This is a genomic window from Paenibacillus sp. GYB006 (assembly GCF_036577645.1).
In the GTDB taxonomy this organism is placed as follows: Bacteria; Bacillota; Bacilli; order Paenibacillales; family Paenibacillaceae; genus Paenibacillus.
In genome coordinates this window covers 605,472-627,541 of sequence record NZ_JARBDA010000002.1, presented here as the reverse complement: position 1 = coordinate 627,541, position 22,070 = coordinate 605,472, and the positions used below count along the sequence as shown (strand labels likewise).

The window sequence follows — 22,070 nt, the reverse complement described above, 5'->3', positions numbered from 1 at the left end:
ATTCTAATAAGAAGATATCTTAGTTTCTCAGTCAAATCCTCTCCTTTTAAGTATAAGAAGTTATGGTTTTTGTTCTAAAAACCACTGATTGACTTCTTCTGTTATTTGATCACCGCCTAGCTTCTTCCACTGCTCGACAAAACGGTCAAACTCTTCAATAGGCCTGCCGAGTATAATGTCCATATACACTTGGAGTTGAATTTCATTCAAAATGGACTGTTTTTCGATCATAGTTTCCGTTGGAGTGCCTACAAAACTTTCGTACAATAATTGATTGTTTTTTTCGTATTGATCAATAATGGCCATAGCCCCTTGTTCACCATAGGTTCGTTCCCAGCCCCATCCAATCTCGATGTTACCGCTTCCAGATAGATACGTCGTGATATTTTTCTGGATTGCTTTGGCCTCTTCATTCAGTTTAGACTGGTCCCCTGTTATGCGGGCTTCCTTCAATTGTTGAAAAGCCTCCATGTTTTTCCTTGCTGGATAGGGTGTTATAGGAGAAAGCTGCCAAACCGGATAGGGAGAACTATAGTATTTTTCGTATTCTGCTGTTTTCCCCCAGTTCTTTTCTAAATGCAAGTTAAACATCTTTATGATCGCTTCAGGATGCTCGACCCCTCTTTTTACAGCAATAAAATGAGTTGTATTGAACTTTAGCGGTACCTTTGGTGCTTCTCCGGAAACAGAAACGATAGGAAACGCTCGCCAATCCGCATTTGAATCACTCTCACGGCTCACTTGAACAAGAAACGAACCCCACTGTTCTCCGTATAACATTCCGATTTTGCCCTTGGCCACTTGTTCTTTGACTTTGATCCCATTCTTCATCGCAAATTCACTATCCAAATATCCATTACGATACATATTTTGCAGTGACAACAACGCCGATTTTACTTCGGGCTGAATACCTCCATACGCAAGCTTTCCTGAATCATCATGAATCCACATCATTGGGAAAGCATCATAACCTGCCATAAAAGAGGTGAGTCCCATAACGGGATCCCATAAATATTGAGTTGCTGCCAGCCCAAATGTGTCATTTTGTTCATTTTGATCAGGATCTCGCTCTGTAAACGCTTTCGAAATTGCGATTAGCTCATCCATCGTCTGTGGTGGTTCCAGGTTCAGTCTCTCAAGCCAATCGGTACGAAGCCAAAGTACCTGCGCACTCTCAATCGAGGAATCCGTTTCAGGAATACCCATCAGCTTTCTATCTATAGTGGCTGCTTCAAATGGGCCGGATCCTTCTTGGTTCAAAATTTCTTTGGTTAGCGGGGTAGCATACGTATCAAATACCTTAGTCAAATCTTGAATATACCCTGCATTACTTAACAGCCTCAACTGCTCAGCATCCACTCGTACCACATCAGGAATATTACCTGAAGAGAGATCAACACTAAATTTTTGGGCGAATAAGTCTCCTTTAGCGCTCCAATCATACGTAATTTGGATTCCTAAAACTTCTTCGTAAAGTTGACTCCAGGTGTTATCATTTAATGTTTGTCCTGGCAAACTTCTAATTAGTTCATCAAGCTGAGCACTCGTTTCTCTTACAAAAGAGACCTTGATGGGCGGGTCATACTTGCTTAATCCCATCTCTTCATACTCAAGTCTTGTTATATTGTCATCTGCGAGTGGATCAAAAACTTTGTTTACTTCGTTGTTAGGACTGCAGGCATATAGTAACTGAAAACTAAGGAACACTGTAAGCGCAATATTGATCTTATTCATTACGCATAACCGCACGGACAGACCCCACTTCACTAGTTATATAGAAATGACGAGTTGCATTATGATAATTATCAAGAACAGATTTGTCATATGCAAGATGCATTTTTCTATTTTGTTACCATCTCTTTACATTTTTCTTTGATTATCGCATAGGTTTTCTTTGTCTACAATGGACCTTATTTTATGATATAAAAAACCGGAGGTCAGTTTCTTCTTTTTCAGAAGTTACTTTCTCTCCGGTTCACATTCATCTTTTTTAATTCATACTTCTTACTTCTTATTTATTGGGATCGATATGCTCTTATTATGTTTTTCGATATAATCAAATTCGTCTAGCAAGAGGAAATCCGGTTTGTCTGATGTTTTGAAAGAATACGTCTGCTCCCATAAGATATTACCGTTTTTCAAATCCCATTGACGGGAATCAGAAATGGAAGATACAGGAATTACTTTACCGCCTGCTAGCACGGATAGATTGTCTGTTTTTAGGAATGTGAATTCTTTTCTAGCGATGACGATATCATAACCCGTATCTGTTTTGGTTACGCTTCGAATCCATATTTTTTCACTGCCCAGTTTAATGGATTGATCTGATGGAGAAGCAAGAGATATCGGTTCTTCTACTTTTTGCTTTCCTGGAAAACTTTCAAGGACCAGTTCAATGGTTTCTACTTTCTCGGTAGGAATTACATCATATTCAAGTCTAAAAGTAGGGGTGATGGGTACCCCTAGTTTGGAAACACTTTCTGAGTTCATTTCCCATTGTTTCACTTCTGTTCCATTAACATAAAGCTTTGTTTCAGCAGGAAATCTAGGTGAACCTTCAATATCCAATTCATAGTGCCCCTTCACGATTGTAGATGTTGGAGTAGCAATAATGGAGTCATAATGGACAGCCCCCTGATCCACAGTAACAGACTTTGAAATCTTTTCTTTGATGATACTTTTTAGTGCCTTATTGGCTTCGTACTTGAAAGAAATGGGATAAGATACCTTTTCCCCGTTATCTGGCCAATCTATAAATGTAACGGTTAGTGTTTTAGAGAATGGACTAACAGGCTCAAATTTATAGACTCCTTCGGAATGAGTCTCGTCTTTGCTGAAATTCACTCCACCCCCTCGTGACTCGGAATCGGTCAAGAAACCTTTAATATGATGTACAAAATAACGACTTATACCGTTTTCATTAAATATGGTTCCCTCAGGTCGATCGATACTGTAATACATTAAAAATGCATTATCGTCTGCAATAACCCCTTCAATAGTAATAACCGTTCCATCATCTAATGTTGTGCTTTTATTGACCGTTTGCCCATATCCTCTCTCCGCTACTTCACTAAAGCTAAGAGAACTCAGTTCCATTTTATTAAGCAACATCCCCCCGTAGTAAGCAAATGCAGAATAATGATATGATCCGAATATCAGAAGGAGAGCAGCAGCGGATGAGGCAAACCATGTCATCGTTTTATTTCTTTTCTTTTTCTTAACAGGCACTTGTTCAAGTGTACTCCGAAGTCTACTCTCAAGTTCTGACGGAGCCTTTATCATATGTGAGGTCTGTTTGTGTCTTTCTAATTGTTCCTCGATTATCGTCATCACGCTCACCTCCCATCATAAGTTTTAATTTCTTCATTCCTACTGAAATTCTTGATTTGGTTGTGCCAAGCGGAACACCGGTCATGTCCGCGATCGTCTGATAGGCAAGATCATGAACATAACGAAGTTCGATGGCTTCTCGCTGCGGGCCATCTAAATGAGATAGCAACACCTGCATGTCCATTTCTGACTCCGTATCACGATAAGGTGAGTAATCGGTAAATACGGAATATGCTGATTCCTCATCTTCCTCAAGTGACAGGTAACGTTCCTTTTTCCGTAGTAAAGTTTTGCATCGATTTACAAGAATGGTTTTGCTCCAGCTGTAGAATGCTTCTCCTTTATGCAGTTGATCGATCTTTTCATAGAGTGTAACGATCATATCTTCCATTGCATCCATCGCATCATGTTCATTTCCCATGTATGTATAGGCAAGACGATAATAAGCGTCCTGATCAGCTAGGATTAGTTGTAATAACGCTTCTTTATTGCCTTTTTTGGCTTGTTTGACAAGACGGCTTATTTTCATGTTCTCCCCCCTTTCATAGATAAGAGATTGCAAAAGCTATAAAAGTTCATTTTACACAAAAATACTTTACTATTTTCTTATTCGGAAGAAAAAATGGCTTTCTAAAATTTGATGCAGAGTCATATAACGACAAACGAAAAACCAGCCCTACTGCTGAAAGATAGGGACTGGTTTATTAAAATATTGCTTTAAATAAAACGAAAACAGCATTGAATAGATAGACTATAATCGTAATTCCTACTGTATTGAAAAATACTTTCTTCCATTTTATTTTCACATCTTTTTTCATAAATTCAAGTATGATAACAAAACAGAACATGGATAGGGTTACGCCGATAAGCCCATATTCATTAACAATAAGAAAATCTCGGAAATCAAGCTCAGCCACAATAACAGCACCTCTCGTTCTATTTTACATTATTATCCATATTAATCTATTTAATTCCAGTCGTCTATGTATTGCTTGTCATTTCTCCTTAGAAAATATATGTTCTTCAAGTTTATTCCCCTTGTTCTATGTTATCGCTTACAGAATATTCTGTTATAGTCGGGTTGTGCGCAGAGGTGCACATCTGCGCACAACTCCCGTGGTACCGACGTAAGGTCGGTACCAAACAACCTACACTAGAAAGGGTGGAATTTATTGAAAAAAGTTTTGGGGTTGTTTCTGTCTTTTGCCATGCTCTCGATGTTTTATGTTGCTCAGCCCGTTTCGGTGTCAGCCGCATCGCCAATTGTAGTCAGCACAACGATTATCGTGCCCGAAGGCCAAACTTTTGACGGCAGCGGTAAAACCTATGTGGCTAATCCAAGTACCCTGGGAGATGGCGGACAGGGAGAGAACCAGAAACCGATCTTTAGACTTGAGAAAAATGCAACGCTGAAGAATGTAATCATTGGCGCTCCTGGCGCTGACGGGGTACATTGTTACGGAAACGCTACAATATCTAATGTTACGTGGCAGGATGTAGGCGAGGATGCAATGACACTGAAAGCCTCAGGCACGGTCAATATTACAGGCGGCGGTGCATATAAAGCTTACGACAAAGTGTTCCAGGCCAATGCATCCGGGACCATTAACATTAAGAACTTTAGAGCTGATGACATCGGTAAGCTGGCACGTCAGAACGGAGGAACTACTTATGCGGTGAATTTCACGCTGGATAGTTCTAACATTTCCAATGTGAAGGACTCCATCTTCCGTACAGACAGCAGCAGCAGTGCTGCTAAAATAACAAATACACGTTATCATAATGTGCCAACCTTGTTCAAAGGATATGCCGCCGGTAAAACTACGCAATCAGGTAATACGAAGTATTGAAACAGCTATGATGCCGATGAATACTCCAGACCCATTCACTTAAATCCTATCTGATATAACGTATGATATCACCCGCAAACGTCGGGATATAGGTAATGAATAGGTTTACTCAAGCGTTACACTACCCAAGTCGTTCCCCGGCCAAAATGAAAGGGAGCTTCTTCAAAGCACTCTTCAAAATGTACGCTACAATAAAATAAAGAAGGCAGCCCTCATGGTAAAATGTACCCTATAAGATAGACACTTTGAAAAAAAGTCATCTTATTAGAGTGCATTTTAGATGAGTGGCTGCCTTCTTTAAACGTAATGTTAGCAACTAACTGCGTAATTCCGTAATAATATGCTCAGTATAATGTAGATAGAAACACTATTTCCACTGTTCAACTAACAGCTCCGCATGATGAATTAAATTCATTTTCGCCTTCTCGCTAACCGTGTCTTTCCCCTCTCGTTTATTCAGTTGCGAGATGTATTTCTCAAGGAAGAATGAGGCCTGTTTCAGATCTTGCTTGTCAAAATGATGACGTGCCTGCTTAAGTGAATTCGTTGTCTGATTCACCACAGCACCACCGAGTTCTCCTTGTTCGACATACATGCCATGGTGCTGTTCAAGAACATTCAGTAATCCGGGAATGAACACATTTGGAACGTTCACTTTACTAAAATCGGTATCCGAAGCAAAGTAGTAACTAGTGTACACAGGCTGATTGTAGCCTGTATTCTGTGTAGCTACTCCCGCACGGTACTGAGGATCATGTAAGAGCGTATGCAGCTTGCGCTCTGTTACTTCCGTATTCGTATATATACGAATGGCGCTGCTGTCTACCGTGCGGACAAGCATTTCTTCCCGCCAATCTCCAAACACATCCGCCACAAGGGATGGCGTTCCCTTCGTGTGGTTATTCGTGCGTGTACCTTCCGCAGTAAGTACAGTCCCTTTTTTCCAATCATCAATTGTCGGCGTATTCTCCAGTGCTCCATTGATGATTTGAGTTGTCATATCTTTCGACCATTTGATGCTCATGTTCGTACCCGGCATTTTGTCACTGATCTTTTCACCTTGAGCGGTGTAGACGCCGACGGCCCAGGTTTCAAGCCCTGGACGTTCTGGATCAATGTCACCAATCATGCCGCGTCCGGTATCTTTTCCCGTGTAACCGCCATAGATGACTTCTCCTGTCTTGGCGTCTCTCAGCGCATAACCATAAGGGGCATAAGGTCCACCTTCGTGCACCATGTATACTTCAAGTCCTTCCCGCGTTGGATCAATATTGGCTACATGCAGTGCATCACCATGACCTAGGTTGGCAATTGCGCCAGGGTTAGCACTTTCAGGGGGCATAACTGCGGAAGAATTGGACAACACAGACCCATCATGATCAATCGTCGCTGATCCATATACTATTTCCTGCTTACCGTCCCCATCCACATCAGCTACACTGAGCGAATGTGCTCCTTGAGTCGTAATCTCACCATACTGAGGGTCCGTACCCGGCCTTCCGTGTGGACCATCTCTGAATGGATTCGTCATGGGAACCCAGCCGCTGTCTACATACCAATATTCATTCAAGTTCGTTCCGTCCCAGTTATAAGAAACTAAGGTTGTTCGAGTATAGTAACCCCTTGCAAATACAGCATAAGGCTGCTGTCCATCCAGATACGCAACACCGGACAAGAACCGATCTACCCTGTTCCCAGGCTCTATACGGTTCATCGCATAATCACCCCAGCGCAGTCCATCGTCGGTACGACCTGGTTTATAACGGATGGTCTTCAGCTCTTGCCCCGTTGCTCCCTCGAACACAGTTAAGTACTCAGGACCAGATAAAATAAACCCTTCGAATTCACGAAACTTATTCCGATTCGCATCTTTAGATGGAGCAAATACGTCCATAAAATAATCCGTCAACTGCTCCGCATCAGTACGAGATAGAGGATATTCATACTTCGTTTCAATCCCGAAAGCTTCTTCGAGGGTTTGCGGCCAGCTTCCATTACGTACTTCCTCGTAGTCATGCCAGTCCATAAACATGTCCACCATGTGCTCGTAATATCCTTCTCTGCTTACTCGATAATCATCTTCATTTGTATATCCTGCAGCCAGATCTTCGTCCAGCATTGTGATATATTCTTCGGATGTAATCTCTCCTTGCTGATTATAATGAAGAATTTTTGTTCCCGGAGCCGTCTTAAACATTAGTTCTGCCTTGCCGTCCCCGTCAAAATCATAAACGAGGAACTGCGTATAATGCGCACCAGAGCGAATATTAACACCCAGGTCAATTCGGTACAGCAATTCTCCCGTAATCGTATAGGCGTCAACGTAGGTATTTCCCGTATATCCCACTTGGGATACGTCTTTAGCGTTGCTCGGGTCCCATTTTACAAAATACTCTAGTTGTCCGTCCCCATCCACATCCCCTACGCTCATATCATTTGCAGAGTAGCTATAGCTTTCACCGGCTGGCGTGATCCCGTCAGCAGGCTTTTGAATTGGAAGATCATAATATCCATGATTCCAAGGCGTAACGGAGTTGCTTCGATCCACCTCTTTTCCATTAGACACTGCACAGACGTAATAAGAGGAACCTGCTGCACCTGCGGGGTCAAGAAAATTCGTACTGTTTGTCACTTCACCTACAAATTCTCCGTCTCGATATACATGAAAATCAGTGCCTGTCAGCCCGGTTTCACTGCTTCCTGATACCTCTTGAGCGAGCAACCTCCAACTCAAAAAGTTACCTTCTCCTGTCTTTACCGCAATAAGTCCTCGGTCCAAATACTCCATCTGAATGCGGTTTTCCATATTCTGATGCCCCTTTCCGTTTAGATCCTGTGCTGCAGAAGCATAACCTCCCGTACTTAATAGGACAGCGCTTATTCCGGCTGCAGCGGCTTTTTTCCATATGGGAAGCTTGTTCGTACCTTTTGGCATGAAATCACTCCTTTTTCAAATATGGTCACGCTTACAATTCAGACTCTAACAATGTAACAAATTATTCATTCCCCCTTTTTATCGATTTTCATATTACATCAGATTATAGACTTATCTTCTTCCTGTTGCCATTCACATATCAGAGTTTATTCGGTATTTTGGCTCATTCGCTCCACTTGTTTTGCTGCGCAAAGCCAAAAGTCGCTCACGATCCAAAAACCTCACCGGGCATCTATTGATCTTCACTTGTTTAACACAAGTTCCGCTTAAACTCCAAAACTGGAATAACGAGTACCATAATGAGTACTAAATAACGAGTTCAAATTACGAGTGAATCGCTGTGAATTGCTATGAATTGTGAGTGAATGTTTCTTTGCTATCGCAAAGTGATCCGTCGGCTTTCGCCGTACGTAGTTTTAAAAGATTTGAAAGATTCGATTCTACGGAAACGTTTCTCCGTAGAAAGGCGGTAAACATTATGAGAGTGGTTTACATATTACGAAGAGGACTTCTAATACATATGGATAACTTGACATATGCAAGCGGGAAGGGTAGTTTATTTTACTAGGAGTCGTATACACCAAGATTTACCACTCTAATAATATCTAATAATTTATTACGCTATAAGGAGATCTTATGAACAATACTGTTACTACAACTACACTCAAAATGAATGGTATGGAGTACCGCTGCCGTACGGCAGGATTAGAGCAAGAAGGTGAGCTGGTCATTTTCCTTCATGGATTTCCAGAAAGTTCGATTATATGGGAAGAAACAATGTCTAAATTGGCCGCGCTCGGCTATCGCTGTCTAGCTCCTGATCAAAGAGGATATTCGGACGGGGCCCGTCCAGACGGCTATGAAAATTATTCTTTGAGAAAACTTTCTGCTGATGTCATTGGATTTGCAAATGTAATGGGCTGCTCGGGTAAATTCCACCTGGTTGGACATGATCTGGGGGCAGCCGTTGGCTGGAGCGTTGTCACTTTATATCCTGAGCGGATACAGACTTGGACTGCTATGTCTGTGCCTCATTGGGATGCTTACAAATGGGCGCTCGAAAATGATCCGGTACAAAAACAAAAAGGTGCCTATGTATCTAAATTTATGGAGCCGGATGTTCCCGAATCCTTAATAGCTGCTAATGATTATGCTGTTTTGCGTCATTTATGGGAAGGCTTCGATCAAGAAACGTTAGAGGATTATATGCGGATTTTCTCACAGCCTGAGGCTAGAACTGCTGTTATCAATTGGTATCGCGGCATCATGCAGGTTGAAGAACAGATTCCATATGGAGATGTTGAAACTCCAACCGCTTTCATCTGGGGAAACGAAGATTTAGCGCTTGCCCGTGCAGGAGTAGAGAAAAGTCACACCTATATGAAAGGTTATTATGATTTCCATGAACTAAATGCGGGTCACTGGCTAACACAGTTTAATGAACCAGAGGTATCTGAAATTATACTTAACCACATACAAAAGTTCCCAATAGAAAAATAAAATTATATTTACAGATATCGAAGATCTTATAATGAATACAATGAAAAGCAACCAACTCTGGGAAAAACCCAACAGGAGGTTGCTTTTCTCGTATTTTTCGGATCAAATAATAACTGCATCTCTGCAGGTTAAACATGGATGACGTCCAGAGGACTTTTTTCATTTGCACTTTTTTTGCGTATTAATTTGGCTGCTCTTTTTCGTATTCAGACCGCTAGGAATCTTATAAAAATCAAGTAACCTGCTCAATCCGTACGGCAGTTGTCTTAAACCCAGGCATTTTACAAAAAGGATCTAGCTCTGCTCGGGTGGCTCGGTTTACATTCTGGACACCGCCCCAATGCATCGGTACAAACAAAGTATCTTTTCGAATTTGATCATTAAAACGGCATCTTACCTGAAACTCTCCATAACGTGATGATATCTTCACCCATTTCTGTTCTTCTACCCTATAATGCCGCGCGGTTTCTGGATGCATCTCTACATAACTTTCAACTTGCCTTGATAAAAGTGTTCGACTACGCCTTGTTTGTACCCCCGTCAAATAATGGGACAGCACGCGGCCATTTGTTAGCATGAGAGGATAACTTGCTGTAATACTTTCCCGCCGTACATCATTTTGCTGAGAAGTAAACACGGCTCTGCCGTCTAAATGAGCAAACCTCTGCTCGAAAATCCGTCCTGACCCGTGATCATCTTCCGATCTACATGGCCAGTAGATTCCTTCTTCCTTACGAAGCCTTTCATAGGTAATCCCATAATAATCGGCTATTCCTCCTCGGCTCGCTAACCGCAGTTCATTAAAGATATCCTCACTACAAGAGTAATCAAAATGTTTCCCTTTATCTAAAGCAAACGCTAACTCTCTTAAAATCTCCCAGTCCTGTTTACATTCTCCCGGCGGTGATCCCGTTGCTTCTCGAAGCAGTACTCTTCCTTCCAGATTTGTTAATGTACCTGTATTTTCAAAATACGAAGTTACCGGAAGCACGACATCTGCTAATTGTGCTGTTTCAGATAGAAACATATCCGCTACTACCAAAAAGGGAATGTTCTTAAGCGCCTCTTCTACAAGTACAGCATTCGGATTAGACATGATCGGATTCGAGCCCATCACGAATAGCGCTTCAATGCCCCCTTTATCCACAAGCTCCATCATTTCATAGGCAGACACCCCTTTTCTCGGCAGCTGATCTGGACTCACTCCCCACACGGAAGCCACATACGCTCGATCCTCCTCATTCTCTATAGAACGGTATCCGGGGAGCTGATCTGCTTTTTGACCGTGTTCTCTTCCGCCTTGCCCATTGCCTTGACCTGTAATAGCTCCGTAACCACAGCCTTCTCTACCGATATTTCCCGTTGCCAGCAGCAAATTAATAAAATGTCTTACTGCAAGATGCCCATCTGTCTGCTGCTCCACACCTCTTGCTGTAAGTACCATGCTGGTCTTTGCTCTCCCGAACATGTGTGCAGCACGTCTTATCTGCTCCTCTTGTATCCCTGTAGTTGCCGCAATATCCTGAATGGATAACGAATCCAAATACGATCCTAATTGATCATAATCTCTCGTTCTATTCTCAATAAAGTTCTTATCTATATGTCCTTCTTCTATTATGATTTTTAAAATTCCATCGGCTAGCAGTAAATCCGTTCCTGGCCGTACTGCAAGGTGTAAGTCTGCGATCGCTGCAGTTGAGGTTCGGCGCGGATCAATGACAATTATTTGTGCACCGCTTGCCTGAGCTCTTGTAAAATAAGGCAGGAGTGTAGGCTGACACTCCGCAATATTGGTACCTGCCAAAACAATGCATTCTGCGTGCTCAATATCTGCTAACGGAAACGTCAGACCGCGGTCCATGCCGAATACGGTCGCCCCTGCCGAAGCTGCCGCTGACATGCAAAACCTGCCATTGTAATCTATATATTTGGTTCTAAGGGCAACGCGAGCAAATTTGCCTAATAAATAGGCTGTCTCATTCGTTAAAGAACCACCGCCATATACCCCAATCGCATCCGGTCCTGATTTCAACTGGATTGCTTTTATATTTCCCACTATATAATTGATGGCTTCCTCCCAACTAGCCCTAGTAAACTCACCATCTTTTTTAATTAGAGGATACATGAGTCTGCTAGTGCTCTCTGCATGCTGATGTGCATGTAAACCTTTTACACATATTCGCCCTTCTGAAGCCTTGTTATCATAGCCTTTTACGTCTGTAACTTGATGATCTGCCTCGCCATTTTCACTGGTTCTACCGAGTTTTTGTTTCGGTTTGATCGTCACCACTGCTTTGCATTGAACACTGCAAAAGGGGCATTGAGTGATGACAGAACTTGTCATTTTGGTTATTGCTGTAGTAACATCCCCTACTCCACTGTGTTTTGATGAACCGTCTTCCTTTTTCATCCCTGCACCCCCTTAATATTCCATCCCATTATGGTTAGCTGAAATATGCCTCATTCATGTTTATCATTTCGCTCGCAATACCTAGCTGTACCATTACTTGCTCACGCAGGTTCATAATACCGATTCGTTCAGTCCACTCCCATGTTTTTTCATTGAACCAAGCTTCCTTTTGATACAACCTCACGCATGCCACTGCGACCTCAATTGCTTCTTCTTTTGTAGACGATAACCATACAAGCAGCCCTTGTTTTACCGGATGTTCAGCGTGACCCCCAATAAAGACTTCATAGCCGGCAGGACAAGCTTGAATTGCAATGTCATAAAGCAGTATTCCAAATATGGAATCCTTCTGTTCAGTTGCAGCCGCTTGGATCGAGTGCGGAAGAAACAGATTTTCACACCACGCTAAGTATGCCTTAAAATCATTAGACCAAGGGGATGGGGCAGACTGCATCTGAGAAGTTTTTATATAAAATGTGATGGCTGCGTTACAGGTTGCGCAGCCATTCTCTTTTTCTAATCCAAGTAATTTTCGAATCTCACTAGGGGTTATCGTTTCAAATGATATTTCTCGTGCTTCTCTTAGAGATCTGATATACTGTTTCAATTCTTCGTGACCTAATGACATGCATGGACAAACGCTTAGCGTTTCTTTTTCCTGATCCTTCATTCCCCTGTTTTCAGCGTCACTCGATAGAATGACCTTTACAAGTGCTTCTACCATAGGTCGGCAGCCTCCACAAGAACCGGAAGCCTTTGTTTTTTGCTTTATTTGATCAGCGGTTGTAAGTCCGTCTGTCTGCACCGATTTCATGATTGCTAGTTTAGAGACCTGATTGCACCCACACACCGTGTCACTAGGCGGCATCGCTTCCATTAAAGCTTCCATTTTATTTTCTGATTTTGGAGTAACCGTTAATTGAATAAGCTCCTCTGTACTTACCTGACGGCTTATATAATCAAGAAGGATAGGAGAGTCTGTGGTGTCCCCATATAATATGGCTCCTTTCACACGTCCATCTTTCATCGTTACTTTCTTATATTTATAATTCAACCGGTCATATTCCTGTAATGCTATGGGGATATCGGGCCCGATTTCACCGACCGAGAACAAATTCACACCTGATACTTTCAATCTAGAGTAAGGAATAGAACCTCTGTATGGCTCTATCTCATGCTGACATAATGTCCTAGCGAGAATACTGGCTTGTTCATAAAGGGGCGCAACTAGACCATAACAAATCCCTTGATGCTCTGCGCATTCGCCCACTGCATAGACATCTGTGTCGCTTGTTTGTAAATAATCGTCTACGATGATGCCTCGGCCCGTTTTGAGTCCGCTATCTTTAGCGAGTTCAACATTAGGTCTGATCCCAACAGCAAAAACGATAAGATCTGCGTCAAGTTTAGATCCATTAGCCAATCGAATTCCTTTTGCTCTATTGCTGCCCAGGATTTGTACGGTTTGTTGCCCTAGTCTAAATTTCATACCTTGTGCTTCAAGTTCGACTTGAAGTAATTCTGCGGACATGGAATCCAACTGACGATTCATTAAATAAGCTGCATTATGAATGACTTCGGTTTCCATCCCTAAATGAAGCAGTCCTCTAGCAGCTTCCAGGCCTAAAAGTCCTCCCCCAATAACAATCGCCTTCTTATACTTTTTTGCGTAGTCCATCATGATCATACAGTCATCAACGCTCCGAAAAGTAATCACGCCTTCCTGATCAGAACCTGGTATCGGGGGGATGAATGCTGAGGAACCCGTAGCGATCAAAAGTACATCGTAACGAACCTTCCTTCCGGAATTCGTTTCAATCCATTTATCCTTACGTCTAATCCGGGTAACTCGCTCTCCTGTGTATAGATGGATTCCATTTTCTTCATACCAAGCCCAATCATGAAGAATAATGTCATCAAATGAGGTTCCTCCTTGGAGTACCTTCGATAGTTCAATACGGTTGTAGTTCGGTCTAGGCTCATCACCGAGCACCGAAATCTCAAAACGGTCTTTATTTATCTTCAAAATTTCCTCTATACATTTCATTCCCGACATACCATTACCAATGACGACTAATTGTTTTTTCACTGGATCAGCCCCCTATTTATCCATCTCACCGAGGTCATGCCTACCTATATCAATCAGTATAAAAGAACAAAAAAGCCCCTTTTCTAAAAGAAAAGGGGCGGCGTTGCCTCTCAAAACAGCACGTCGTTGTGCTGAACTATTATCGTAAACTGAACTTGTAAGAAAAGAATATTACAAGGTGATTCCAGTGTCAATAATTTTAACATCGATAATATATTTTTTAGTTTTTTTATAAATTTACGTTAAGTATATTGACATATGCAAATACTGTTTCTATAATCCAGTGTAAGTCATTTCAATTAAATACATCGTTGATTCACAAAGAAGTGAATCATGTTACACGGCAATGTGGCCGCGATTTGTTCCTTTATCAAGGACAGATTGCGGTTTTTTTGGTTTTTTAGATGAAAATAAAGGGAGAGAATAACGATGAAGAGAAAAAGTTTTTGGGAAAGCGGTCATAAGCCTACACTCCTCGGCTCATTTTTATATTTTGACATCAGTTTTATGATCTGGGGGTTAATCGGCCCCCTCAGTGTTATTATTGCATCAGACTATCCGATGGATGCCGTACAAAAAGCAAATCTCGTTGCACTTCCGATACTCAGCGGCTCTATTTTAAGACTTGTTTTTGGTTATTTATCGGACCACATCGGTCCCAAACTCACAGCTCAGATCGGTATGATGCTTACTTTAATCCCCCTCCTATTAGGTTGGCAATGGGTTACTTCACTTTCTCAACTATATGTCGTTGCCTTACTGCTCGGAATAGCCGGTGCCTCTTTTGCCGCTGCTCTGCCTCTCGCAAGTCAGTGGTATCCGAAAGAACATCAAGGACTGGCCATGGGAATTGCTGGTGCGGGAAATAGCGGAACCGTATTTGCCACCCTTTTCGCTAACCGACTGGCTACGCATTTTGGGAGCTGGGAAGTCGTATTCGGGATTGCCACGATCCCCATTATCATTGTATTTATTCTGTTCACGATTTTCGCCAAAAACAGCCCCAACCGCCCAGCACCTAAGACCTTAAAGCAGTACGCAGCGGTACTACGTCAAAAAGACGCTCTCATTCTTTGTTTATTCTACTGCGTCACCTTTGGAGGATTCGTCGGTTTATCCAATTATTTGACGATCTTCTTTAATACACAGTATGGTCTGTCTGCTGTAAGAGCAGCAGATATTGCTACCTTCTGCATTATTGCAGGCAGCTTCTTCAGACCTGTAGGAGGATTTCTATCTGATCGATTTGGCGGGACTCGTATTCTTACCATCCTTTATGCGGGCGCAGGGATTATGCTGGCAGCAGTCTCCTTTTTACCGCCGCTTCCCGTCGTTATTGCACTCTTGTTTGTCGGCATGATGTGTCTTGGAGCCGGGAACGGTTCGGTCTTCCAGCTTGTTCCCTTACGATTTGGATCTGAGATTGGACTTATGACAGGTATTGTCGGTGCAGCCGGGGGACTCGGGGGATATGCCTTGCCTCTCTTACTTGGAAACCTATATAAATCACTTGGATCCTATACAGCAGGATTTCTCATCTTAAGTGTTATCGCTGTACTATCCTCTATTCTCGTCTTTACAATGAGTTTGCAGTGGAGAAGAACGTGGCTGAAGAATCAGGCGAAAATAAAAATCGATAACAGCGCGGCTCTGCCTACTACGGGAGAGATGAAAATATAACCATAAAAAATGCAGAAGATCTTGATCAAGATCCTCTGTATTTTTTATGTTCATTTTTCTCAAAACCATCCCTGCTTGAAAGTTATTCCTGCCTGCGTGCAGGAATAACTTTATCCCATTTCGTTACGCTCGGGCATATAAGCGACCCATTCTTGATCGTGCTGATTAGGGTCAGATTACATGACTAACATCCCTCCTGGATCTTTTTTATCCATACGATATATTCAGTAGGAGGCCATTAAGCGACAGCTCGGGAGCGGACGGTATTTTCCGGATCTCTCTCTTTGTCTACATACCTTATGTCCTCTATAACACACTTGAGAAAACCTTACTTGTTTTTGGAGTAATGACTAATGGCTTGGATCATCCTCATTAAAATATATTGCGAAGTTAGCTAATTCGCTCCATAGAGAAAAGCCGTGATCCATCATCACGGCTTTTCTCTATAATATATATTCAATCCTATCACCTGCTCCGTCCCATCTGATGAAGTCACTTCCCCTCAGAGTGTTCGAGAGATATGGCTAGAGCTTACAGCTCCAAAAGGAGAAGTCAGCTCTATATCCCTTCGTATGGAAGGTTATACCACTGTCATTGATTCATCATATCGTTACATATACGATACCACTCGGAGGATCCACTTCCACGACATAAGCGGAGACTTCACCTTCATCAGGGGTCTGAACCTTCCCGCTGGCAAGATGAATTTTCCAATCGTGAAGAGGACAATGCACCATATTTCCGCACACCATGCCCTCCGACAATTTACCGCCCTTATGTGGACAGCGATTCTCAAGAGCCCTGATGGTTCCGTCGCTGAGTCTAAATAAGGCAACTTCTGTATTTTCAATCGTCACAACCCTTGTTCCCAGCATATCAATGTCAGACTCATGAGCTACCAAATATCTCTGTCTCATGCTATCCCCTCCTTATTCATGCGTTAACTCCAATCGATTTAGCGGCTCAAAATTTTTCCTAAGCTCCTTGTTTTCCACGATCTCCTTCCAAGGATCTACGGTATGCTCAAGAGTCTCCTTCAGTCGAGCGACAAGTTCTGATCTGAATACGGAATCTGCAAGAGCCTCCTTAATAGAAACAAGACCTACTCGGTCCAGCCAGTGAGAAGTCCGTTCACTCCAGCTCGCTTGTTCTCGGTAATATTGAATAAAGGCGCCTGCCCATTCGATTACTTCATCTTCCGTCTTCACTGTACAGAGCAGCTCTCCCGCCCGCACTTTTATTCCTCCGTTCCCCCCCACATAAAGTTCCCAAGCGCCATCAATGGCTACGACGCCAAAATCCTTGATAATGGACTCCGCACAGTTTCTGGGGCAGCCTGATACTGCCATTTTTACTTTATGAGGAGTATTCAGTCTTTCAAAGGCTTTTTCAAGTCTAATTCCTAAAGCAATGGCATCTTGTGTTCCAAACCTGCAGAAAGTAGAACCGACACACGTTTTCACTGTACGAAGTGTTTTACCATAGGCATGCCCAGATGGCATAGCAAGATCTTCCCACATGCTTGGCAAATCTTTCTTCTTCACACCTAGTAAATCCAGACGCTGCCCTCCTGTAAATTTCACCATAGGTACTTCATACTTCTCTGCTACTTCCGCAATTTTCTTAAGTTCGCTTGGTGAGGTCACCCCGCCGTAAATGCGTGGTACTACCGAAAAAGTGCCGTCTTTCTGGATGTTGGCATGATAACGTTCGTTGGTATATCTTGATTCCTTCTCATCCACATATTCTCCAGGCCAGATCATACCAAGATAGTAATTAAGAGCAGGCCTGCATTTCGTGCAGCCTTCAGGCTCATTCCATCCCATCACATACATAACTTCCTTCACCGTTTTCAGACCCATTTCCTTGATGCCAGTAATGATTCCCTCCCTGTCAAGTGAGGTACATGAACAGATGCCTTCTTTCGATTTTATCGCGGCTTCTTCTCCTGCATAGGCAGTAAGTAGTTGTTCCACCATCGGTTTGCAACCTCCGCAAGAACCTGAAGCTTTTGTGCAGTTTTTCACTTCCGCTACACTGTGACAACCTTGCCCAATCGCATCTACAATCTTCTTTTTTGTCACACCATTACATCCGCAGACAATTTCATCCTCGCTCATCTCGAGTATTTTTGCGCCGCCGGAAGGACCCTCCATCTTCATACCAAGCAAAATCTCTTTTTCCCGTCCTGTGACCGATTCAGCACTTCGAATGATCGAGAACAAAGACGGTCCGTCGCTTGTATCACCGAAAAGCACAGCTCCGACCAGCCGATCTCCGCGAACAACTATTTTTTTATATACACCTTCCACTTCATCCTGGTATCTTATCGACCGTGTATCTGCTGAATCTAAGTAATCCCCAGCTGAAAATACATCAACTCCTGAAACTTTCAGTTTGGTCGAAGTTACTGAGCCATGATATCCTTGGTGTCCTACTCCTGATAAATGCTTAGCAAGAACACTGCCCTGCTCATAGAGCGGAGCGACTAAACCATAAGTTATTCCATTATGCTCAGCACATTCACCAACGGCATACACATCTTTTATGCTGGTCTCCATATGGTCATTTACAATAATCCCTCGTTTAGTTACTAGTCCTGTTTCCTTTGCTAATAAAATGTTCGGTAATATTCCAACAGCCATGACAACTAAGTCCACTTCCATTCTCTCTCCATCGCTAAACCTAATCCCATTTACACGTTTTCTTCCCGTCACTTCTTTTGTATGTTTATTTACTAGAAATTTCATCCCTTGTTGTTCAAGCTCCTGACGAAGCATTATCGATGCAGGTTCGTCAAGCTGCCGATTCATTACATACTCACTGTTATGAATAACGGTAACTTCCATACCTAGATTTAGAAGCCCTCGCGCTGCCTCAAGGCCCAAAAGTCCACCGCCAATCACCGCAGCTTTCTTATATTTCTGTGACGATTCAAGCATCATTTCACAGTCCTTTATATTCCTAAAGCCTATGACCCCTTCCTTATTCGCACCCGGCAAAGGGAGAATAAATGCTTTCGATCCGGTTGCAAAGATCAACTGATCATAAGACTCGATGATTCCCGAAGAAGATGTGACCGTTTTTTTCAACGTATTTATTTCTGTTACAGGATCACCTGTATAAAGCCGAATGTCATTTTCTTCATACCAAGCATAGTCATTTAGAATAATGTCATTTACCGAAGTACCACCAGCGAGTACCGAGGATAACATGATCCGATTGTAATTTGGATGAGGCTCTTCTCCGAACACCGTAATTTCGTATTTATCTGGTGCAAGCTTAAGCAAATGCTCTAAGGTACGTATTCCGGCCATTCCATTCCCTATAAGTACAAGCTTATTACGACCATTCATATCATCGCCACTCCCTTTCTAAATCTCTAATTAATAAAAAAAGCCTGCCACGCTATAGGAGAACATATTTGTTCCCTAACTATTAAGCGAGGACAGGCTTCGTTGCCATACCTAGACGAATACGCCATTGTATTCGTACACGTTTATGAAATTGTTGTAACTACTATAAATCGGCTTCAACCTTATGTCAATATACATGACGTAAAAATCCCCCTCATACATATATTCATTCTTGAAAATAACTTCAAGTAAGGTTATCTAACAAATTTAAGTTGATTTTTGGAAAAAAACAAGCGAAAATAAACAGAAAGATCTAACGGACTTGAAAATTCCAGTATTTGAACATTCAGGGGGTGCTGATCCTTCGATGCGTTCTTTGTTACTAGTAGAAACCAATCGCCAAAACATGGAGATATCACATGAGCATCTCCGTCCAGAAAAGCTGCTTACAGAAAGCGGGTATCTTATTCAAGTTGTAAGTAATGAAGCCGAAATCTGCACCTTTCTTTCAAAGGCCGACGCTGCAGTCCTCCATTTGCCGGTTTATGATATTAAGCTGTGGGCAGAGAAACTTAGCGAAATCAAGTCCCTGCCTATCCTGTGGTGGTGCAGTCCAGACACAGCAGGTTCCTCTATTACTTCTTGTGAAGCAGAGGTAACCATCGATGGGGTTCTGACTCCTTCCATGAAAGAATATGAACTGGATTGGGCACTTCACTTTAGTGAAAAGCGTTATTTTGAGCGACAGGAATGGGCTAGTGAACGCAAACAGTTACTTACTCGAATCGAGGATCGGAAATGGATTGATATGGCGAAAGGAATACTAAGTGAAGTTAACAAAATCAGTGAATCTGAAGCTTATGACATACTCCGCAAAAAGGCGATGAATGAACGAATGCGCATCGTTGATGTTGCGATTTCGATCGTAAAAGCACATCAAATGCTGAAAGCGTAAGTTTCTTAGGGGGGATCTGTATGAACATGGTTCATTATCTTAAAGAAGTCGGCAGAGGGAAAAGAGGCGCTCGAGACCTCACTTACGAGGAAGCAACCGTATGTGCAGAAATGATCTTGTCTGGTATCTCCACTCCTGCACAGACCGGAGCTTTTCTAGCCTCAGAAAGACTTAAGATCGAAAGTGCTGATGAACTGAAAGCCTTCGTTGAGGTATGCCGGAATCACGCTGACCGCTCTTACAAACACGGCGGCATTGATTTTGCCGGACCGTACGATGGTCGAAAACAATCTTTTTATGCTTCGCTTGCAACCGCGTTTGTCGTTGCAGCTGCTGGAGTCAAAGTTACTTTACACGGTTCTGAACCGATTCCTCCTAAATGGGGTGTAACCTATCCTCAACTACTTAAATCCCTAGGCATAGACACAAAATTGATTTCAGATGAGAATTTATTGAATGCCGCGAAGGAAAGCGGTGTACGTTTTGCACCTCCTGAAAGGTATGGAGGGAAGCTCCATAAAATCCGTCCTCTTCGAGAAGAAATGGGCCTTAGAACGATATTTAATACTGCAGAAAAGCTAATAGACTATAGTCATTCGCCTTACCTCGTACTCGGTATTTTTCATAATACGGTATTTCATAAGACAGCAAAGGTACTTACTGACCTAAACTATAGACGCTCAATGATTATACAGGGTTCCGAAGGGTCTGAAGATTTACATATCCATCGACCGACCAGAACCTATCTTATTGAACATGGAGAGACGGCTCTTCATGTTCTGGACCCTGAGATGTACGGAATAGATTCATACGTACCTGAGGTGGAATGGACACAAGCGAAACAGGCAGAAGTGACACTAGATGTCCTTCAAGGGAATGGCCTAATGCCATTCACAAACCAGGTTCTTTTTAATGCCGGAGTAAGGCTGTTTGTAGCGGAACATGCTGGTTCCATTGAAGAGGGAATATATATAAGCAAATCACTTCTTGAAAGTAGGGCAGCGTGGCGAGCCTATCAGTTGTTTCACTCCAATATGACCACTCGTTTAGAACCGGAAGAAGCTTTAATGGAGTAGATGAACGCAAATAAGTAAGCCCTCATTCGTATAGAATAAGGGCTTACGAACTGTTTCTAAAGACAAACTAAGAAAACGAACCAATAAGTAGAACTAATTACACCCACGCTTTACCATGTTCCTGAATGAATCTAATATCGCTCTCATAGTGTTCCAGATGCCCTTCATCTATCATTTTTTGAAATGCGACTTCCCCTTGCTTCGCTCTTCTCGTTATCGTTTTACACAGCCCTTCTAAACGCAGCAATACTATATTGAGAACATCACTTGTTATTTCTGTACCGTAAGACTCAAGAAACAAAGCGATCCTTTGTTTTATTCGACCTGCATGCTTCACTGGATCATAAGGAATAGGTTCTCCTGTTTTAGACAAATAGAATCTGCTTAAAGGAACACAGGTGTACAGCGTATAAGCGATATCCCAAAGTCTTGGACCTGGCCCAGCAACATCATAATCTATAATACCTACCGGCGTTTCTTTTTCAAAAATAATATTATATATCGCAAAATCATTATGACAGATGACCTCAAGAGGCTCCGGAGTAAGATCAATGGGTTCCCAGCTAGAATCAAATGGAAAATCTGTAACAGAATCATGGTAAAGACGGAGCATTTTCGCTATTTTAGTTAATGTTTCATTAGACCACATATACTCTTTAACGGGGGAGTTACCAGCTTCCCCTTCGATGAACGATAATATCTCTCTTCCTTTTTCATCGATTCCTAAAAACTTTGGGGCATAATGAAAACCTTTATCCTCTAGATGCTGTAACAGTTTATGGATTCTAGAGCTGTCCGAATGAAGTTCTCGCCGTACCGTATCAGCTACTCGGTACACTTTAGAGACATTTCCCCCAGTTAATTCTTCTTCATGCTCTTGGTTTACCAC

15 protein-coding genes are annotated in these 22,070 nt (G+C 42.4%); 5 read left to right on the top strand and 10 right to left on the bottom strand.

Annotation, left to right across the window (positions count from 1 at the left end):
• Nucleotides 1–60: 60 nt before the first annotated feature.
• The 4 genes from PV403_RS08255 to PV403_RS08240 form a co-directional block, all read right to left on the bottom strand.
• Entirely contained in the window at nucleotides 61–1,734 is a 1,674-nt protein-coding gene (locus PV403_RS08255) for an extracellular solute-binding protein (protein WP_332084165.1), read from the bottom strand.
• 270 nt (nucleotides 1,735–2,004) lie between these two features.
• Nucleotides 2,005–3,330 carry a DUF4179 domain-containing protein gene (locus PV403_RS08250; RefSeq protein WP_332084164.1) on the bottom strand — a complete coding sequence of 442 codons (1,326 nt, stop codon included), beginning with the start codon at nucleotides 3,328–3,330 and terminating at the stop codon, nucleotides 2,005–2,007.
• Complete coding sequence (locus PV403_RS08245; protein WP_332084163.1) at nucleotides 3,257–3,859, bottom strand: RNA polymerase sigma factor; 603 nt, start codon at nucleotides 3,857–3,859, stop codon at nucleotides 3,257–3,259. The genes PV403_RS08250 and PV403_RS08245 overlap by 74 nt, the downstream gene beginning before the upstream one ends.
• A 175-nt stretch (nucleotides 3,860–4,034) precedes the next feature.
• On the bottom strand, nucleotides 4,035–4,247 hold the full coding sequence (locus PV403_RS08240; RefSeq protein WP_332084162.1) for a hypothetical protein: 213 nt from the start codon (nucleotides 4,245–4,247) through the stop codon (nucleotides 4,035–4,037).
• A 255-nt stretch (nucleotides 4,248–4,502) separates the two neighbouring features.
• On the opposite strand from PV403_RS08240, the gene PV403_RS08235 reads away from it, so the two are divergent.
• Nucleotides 4,503–5,180: a pectate lyase gene (locus PV403_RS08235; RefSeq protein ID WP_442951744.1), complete on the top strand. Its 678-nt coding sequence runs from the start codon at nucleotides 4,503–4,505 to the stop codon at nucleotides 5,178–5,180.
• Between the two features lie 367 nt (nucleotides 5,181–5,547).
• Here the strand turns inward: PV403_RS08235 and PV403_RS08230 are convergent, their stop codons facing one another.
• A complete protein-coding gene (locus PV403_RS08230; protein ID WP_332084161.1) occupies nucleotides 5,548–8,115 on the bottom strand; it encodes a rhamnogalacturonan lyase in 2,568 nt (855 codons plus the stop codon).
• Nucleotides 8,116–8,751: 636 nt separating this feature from the next.
• Between PV403_RS08230 and PV403_RS08225 the strand changes: the two genes are divergently transcribed.
• A complete protein-coding gene (locus PV403_RS08225) occupies nucleotides 8,752–9,615 on the top strand; it encodes an alpha/beta fold hydrolase (RefSeq protein ID WP_332084160.1) in 864 nt (287 codons plus the stop codon).
• Nucleotides 9,616–9,847: 232 nt separating this feature from the next.
• Here PV403_RS08225 and nasC read toward each other — a convergent pair whose 3' ends face one another.
• Together nasC and PV403_RS08215 are read right to left on the bottom strand one after the other, a co-directional pair.
• A complete protein-coding gene (gene nasC / locus PV403_RS08220; RefSeq protein WP_332084295.1) occupies nucleotides 9,848–11,959 on the bottom strand; it encodes an assimilatory nitrate reductase catalytic subunit NasC in 2,112 nt (703 codons plus the stop codon).
• A gap of 100 nt (nucleotides 11,960–12,059) precedes the next feature.
• Nucleotides 12,060–14,114 (bottom strand): FAD-dependent oxidoreductase, encoded by a 2,055-nt coding sequence (locus PV403_RS08215; RefSeq protein ID WP_332084159.1) that lies wholly within the window; start codon nucleotides 14,112–14,114, stop codon nucleotides 12,060–12,062.
• Nucleotides 14,115–14,543: 429 nt separating this feature from the next.
• Between PV403_RS08215 and PV403_RS08210 the strand changes: the two genes are divergently transcribed.
• Nucleotides 14,544–15,794: a nitrate/nitrite transporter gene (locus PV403_RS08210; protein ID WP_332084158.1), complete on the top strand. Its 1,251-nt coding sequence runs from the start codon at nucleotides 14,544–14,546 to the stop codon at nucleotides 15,792–15,794.
• 602 nt (nucleotides 15,795–16,396) lie between these two features.
• Here PV403_RS08210 and nirD read toward each other — a convergent pair.
• Complete coding sequence (gene nirD, locus PV403_RS08205; RefSeq protein WP_332084157.1) at nucleotides 16,397–16,711, bottom strand: nitrite reductase small subunit NirD; 315 nt, start codon at nucleotides 16,709–16,711, stop codon at nucleotides 16,397–16,399.
• Nucleotides 16,712–16,723: 12 nt separating this feature from the next.
• On the bottom strand, nucleotides 16,724–19,150 hold the full coding sequence (nirB, locus tag PV403_RS08200; RefSeq protein WP_332084156.1) for a nitrite reductase large subunit NirB: 2,427 nt from the start codon (nucleotides 19,148–19,150) through the stop codon (nucleotides 16,724–16,726).
• 367 nt (nucleotides 19,151–19,517) lie between these two features.
• On the opposite strand from nirB, the gene PV403_RS08195 reads away from it, so the two are divergent.
• Together PV403_RS08195 and PV403_RS08190 are read left to right on the top strand one after the other, a co-directional pair.
• Nucleotides 19,518–20,105, top strand: coding sequence for an ANTAR domain-containing response regulator (locus tag PV403_RS08195; protein WP_332084155.1), 588 nt, complete (start codon nucleotides 19,518–19,520; stop codon nucleotides 20,103–20,105).
• A gap of 20 nt (nucleotides 20,106–20,125) precedes the next feature.
• Nucleotides 20,126–21,181: an anthranilate phosphoribosyltransferase gene (locus tag PV403_RS08190; protein ID WP_332084154.1), complete on the top strand. Its 1,056-nt coding sequence runs from the start codon at nucleotides 20,126–20,128 to the stop codon at nucleotides 21,179–21,181.
• 97 nt (nucleotides 21,182–21,278) lie between these two features.
• Here the strand turns inward: PV403_RS08190 and PV403_RS08185 are convergent, their stop codons facing one another.
• Nucleotides 21,279–22,070, bottom strand: coding sequence for a phosphotransferase (locus PV403_RS08185; RefSeq protein ID WP_332084153.1), 792 nt, complete (start codon nucleotides 22,068–22,070; stop codon nucleotides 21,279–21,281).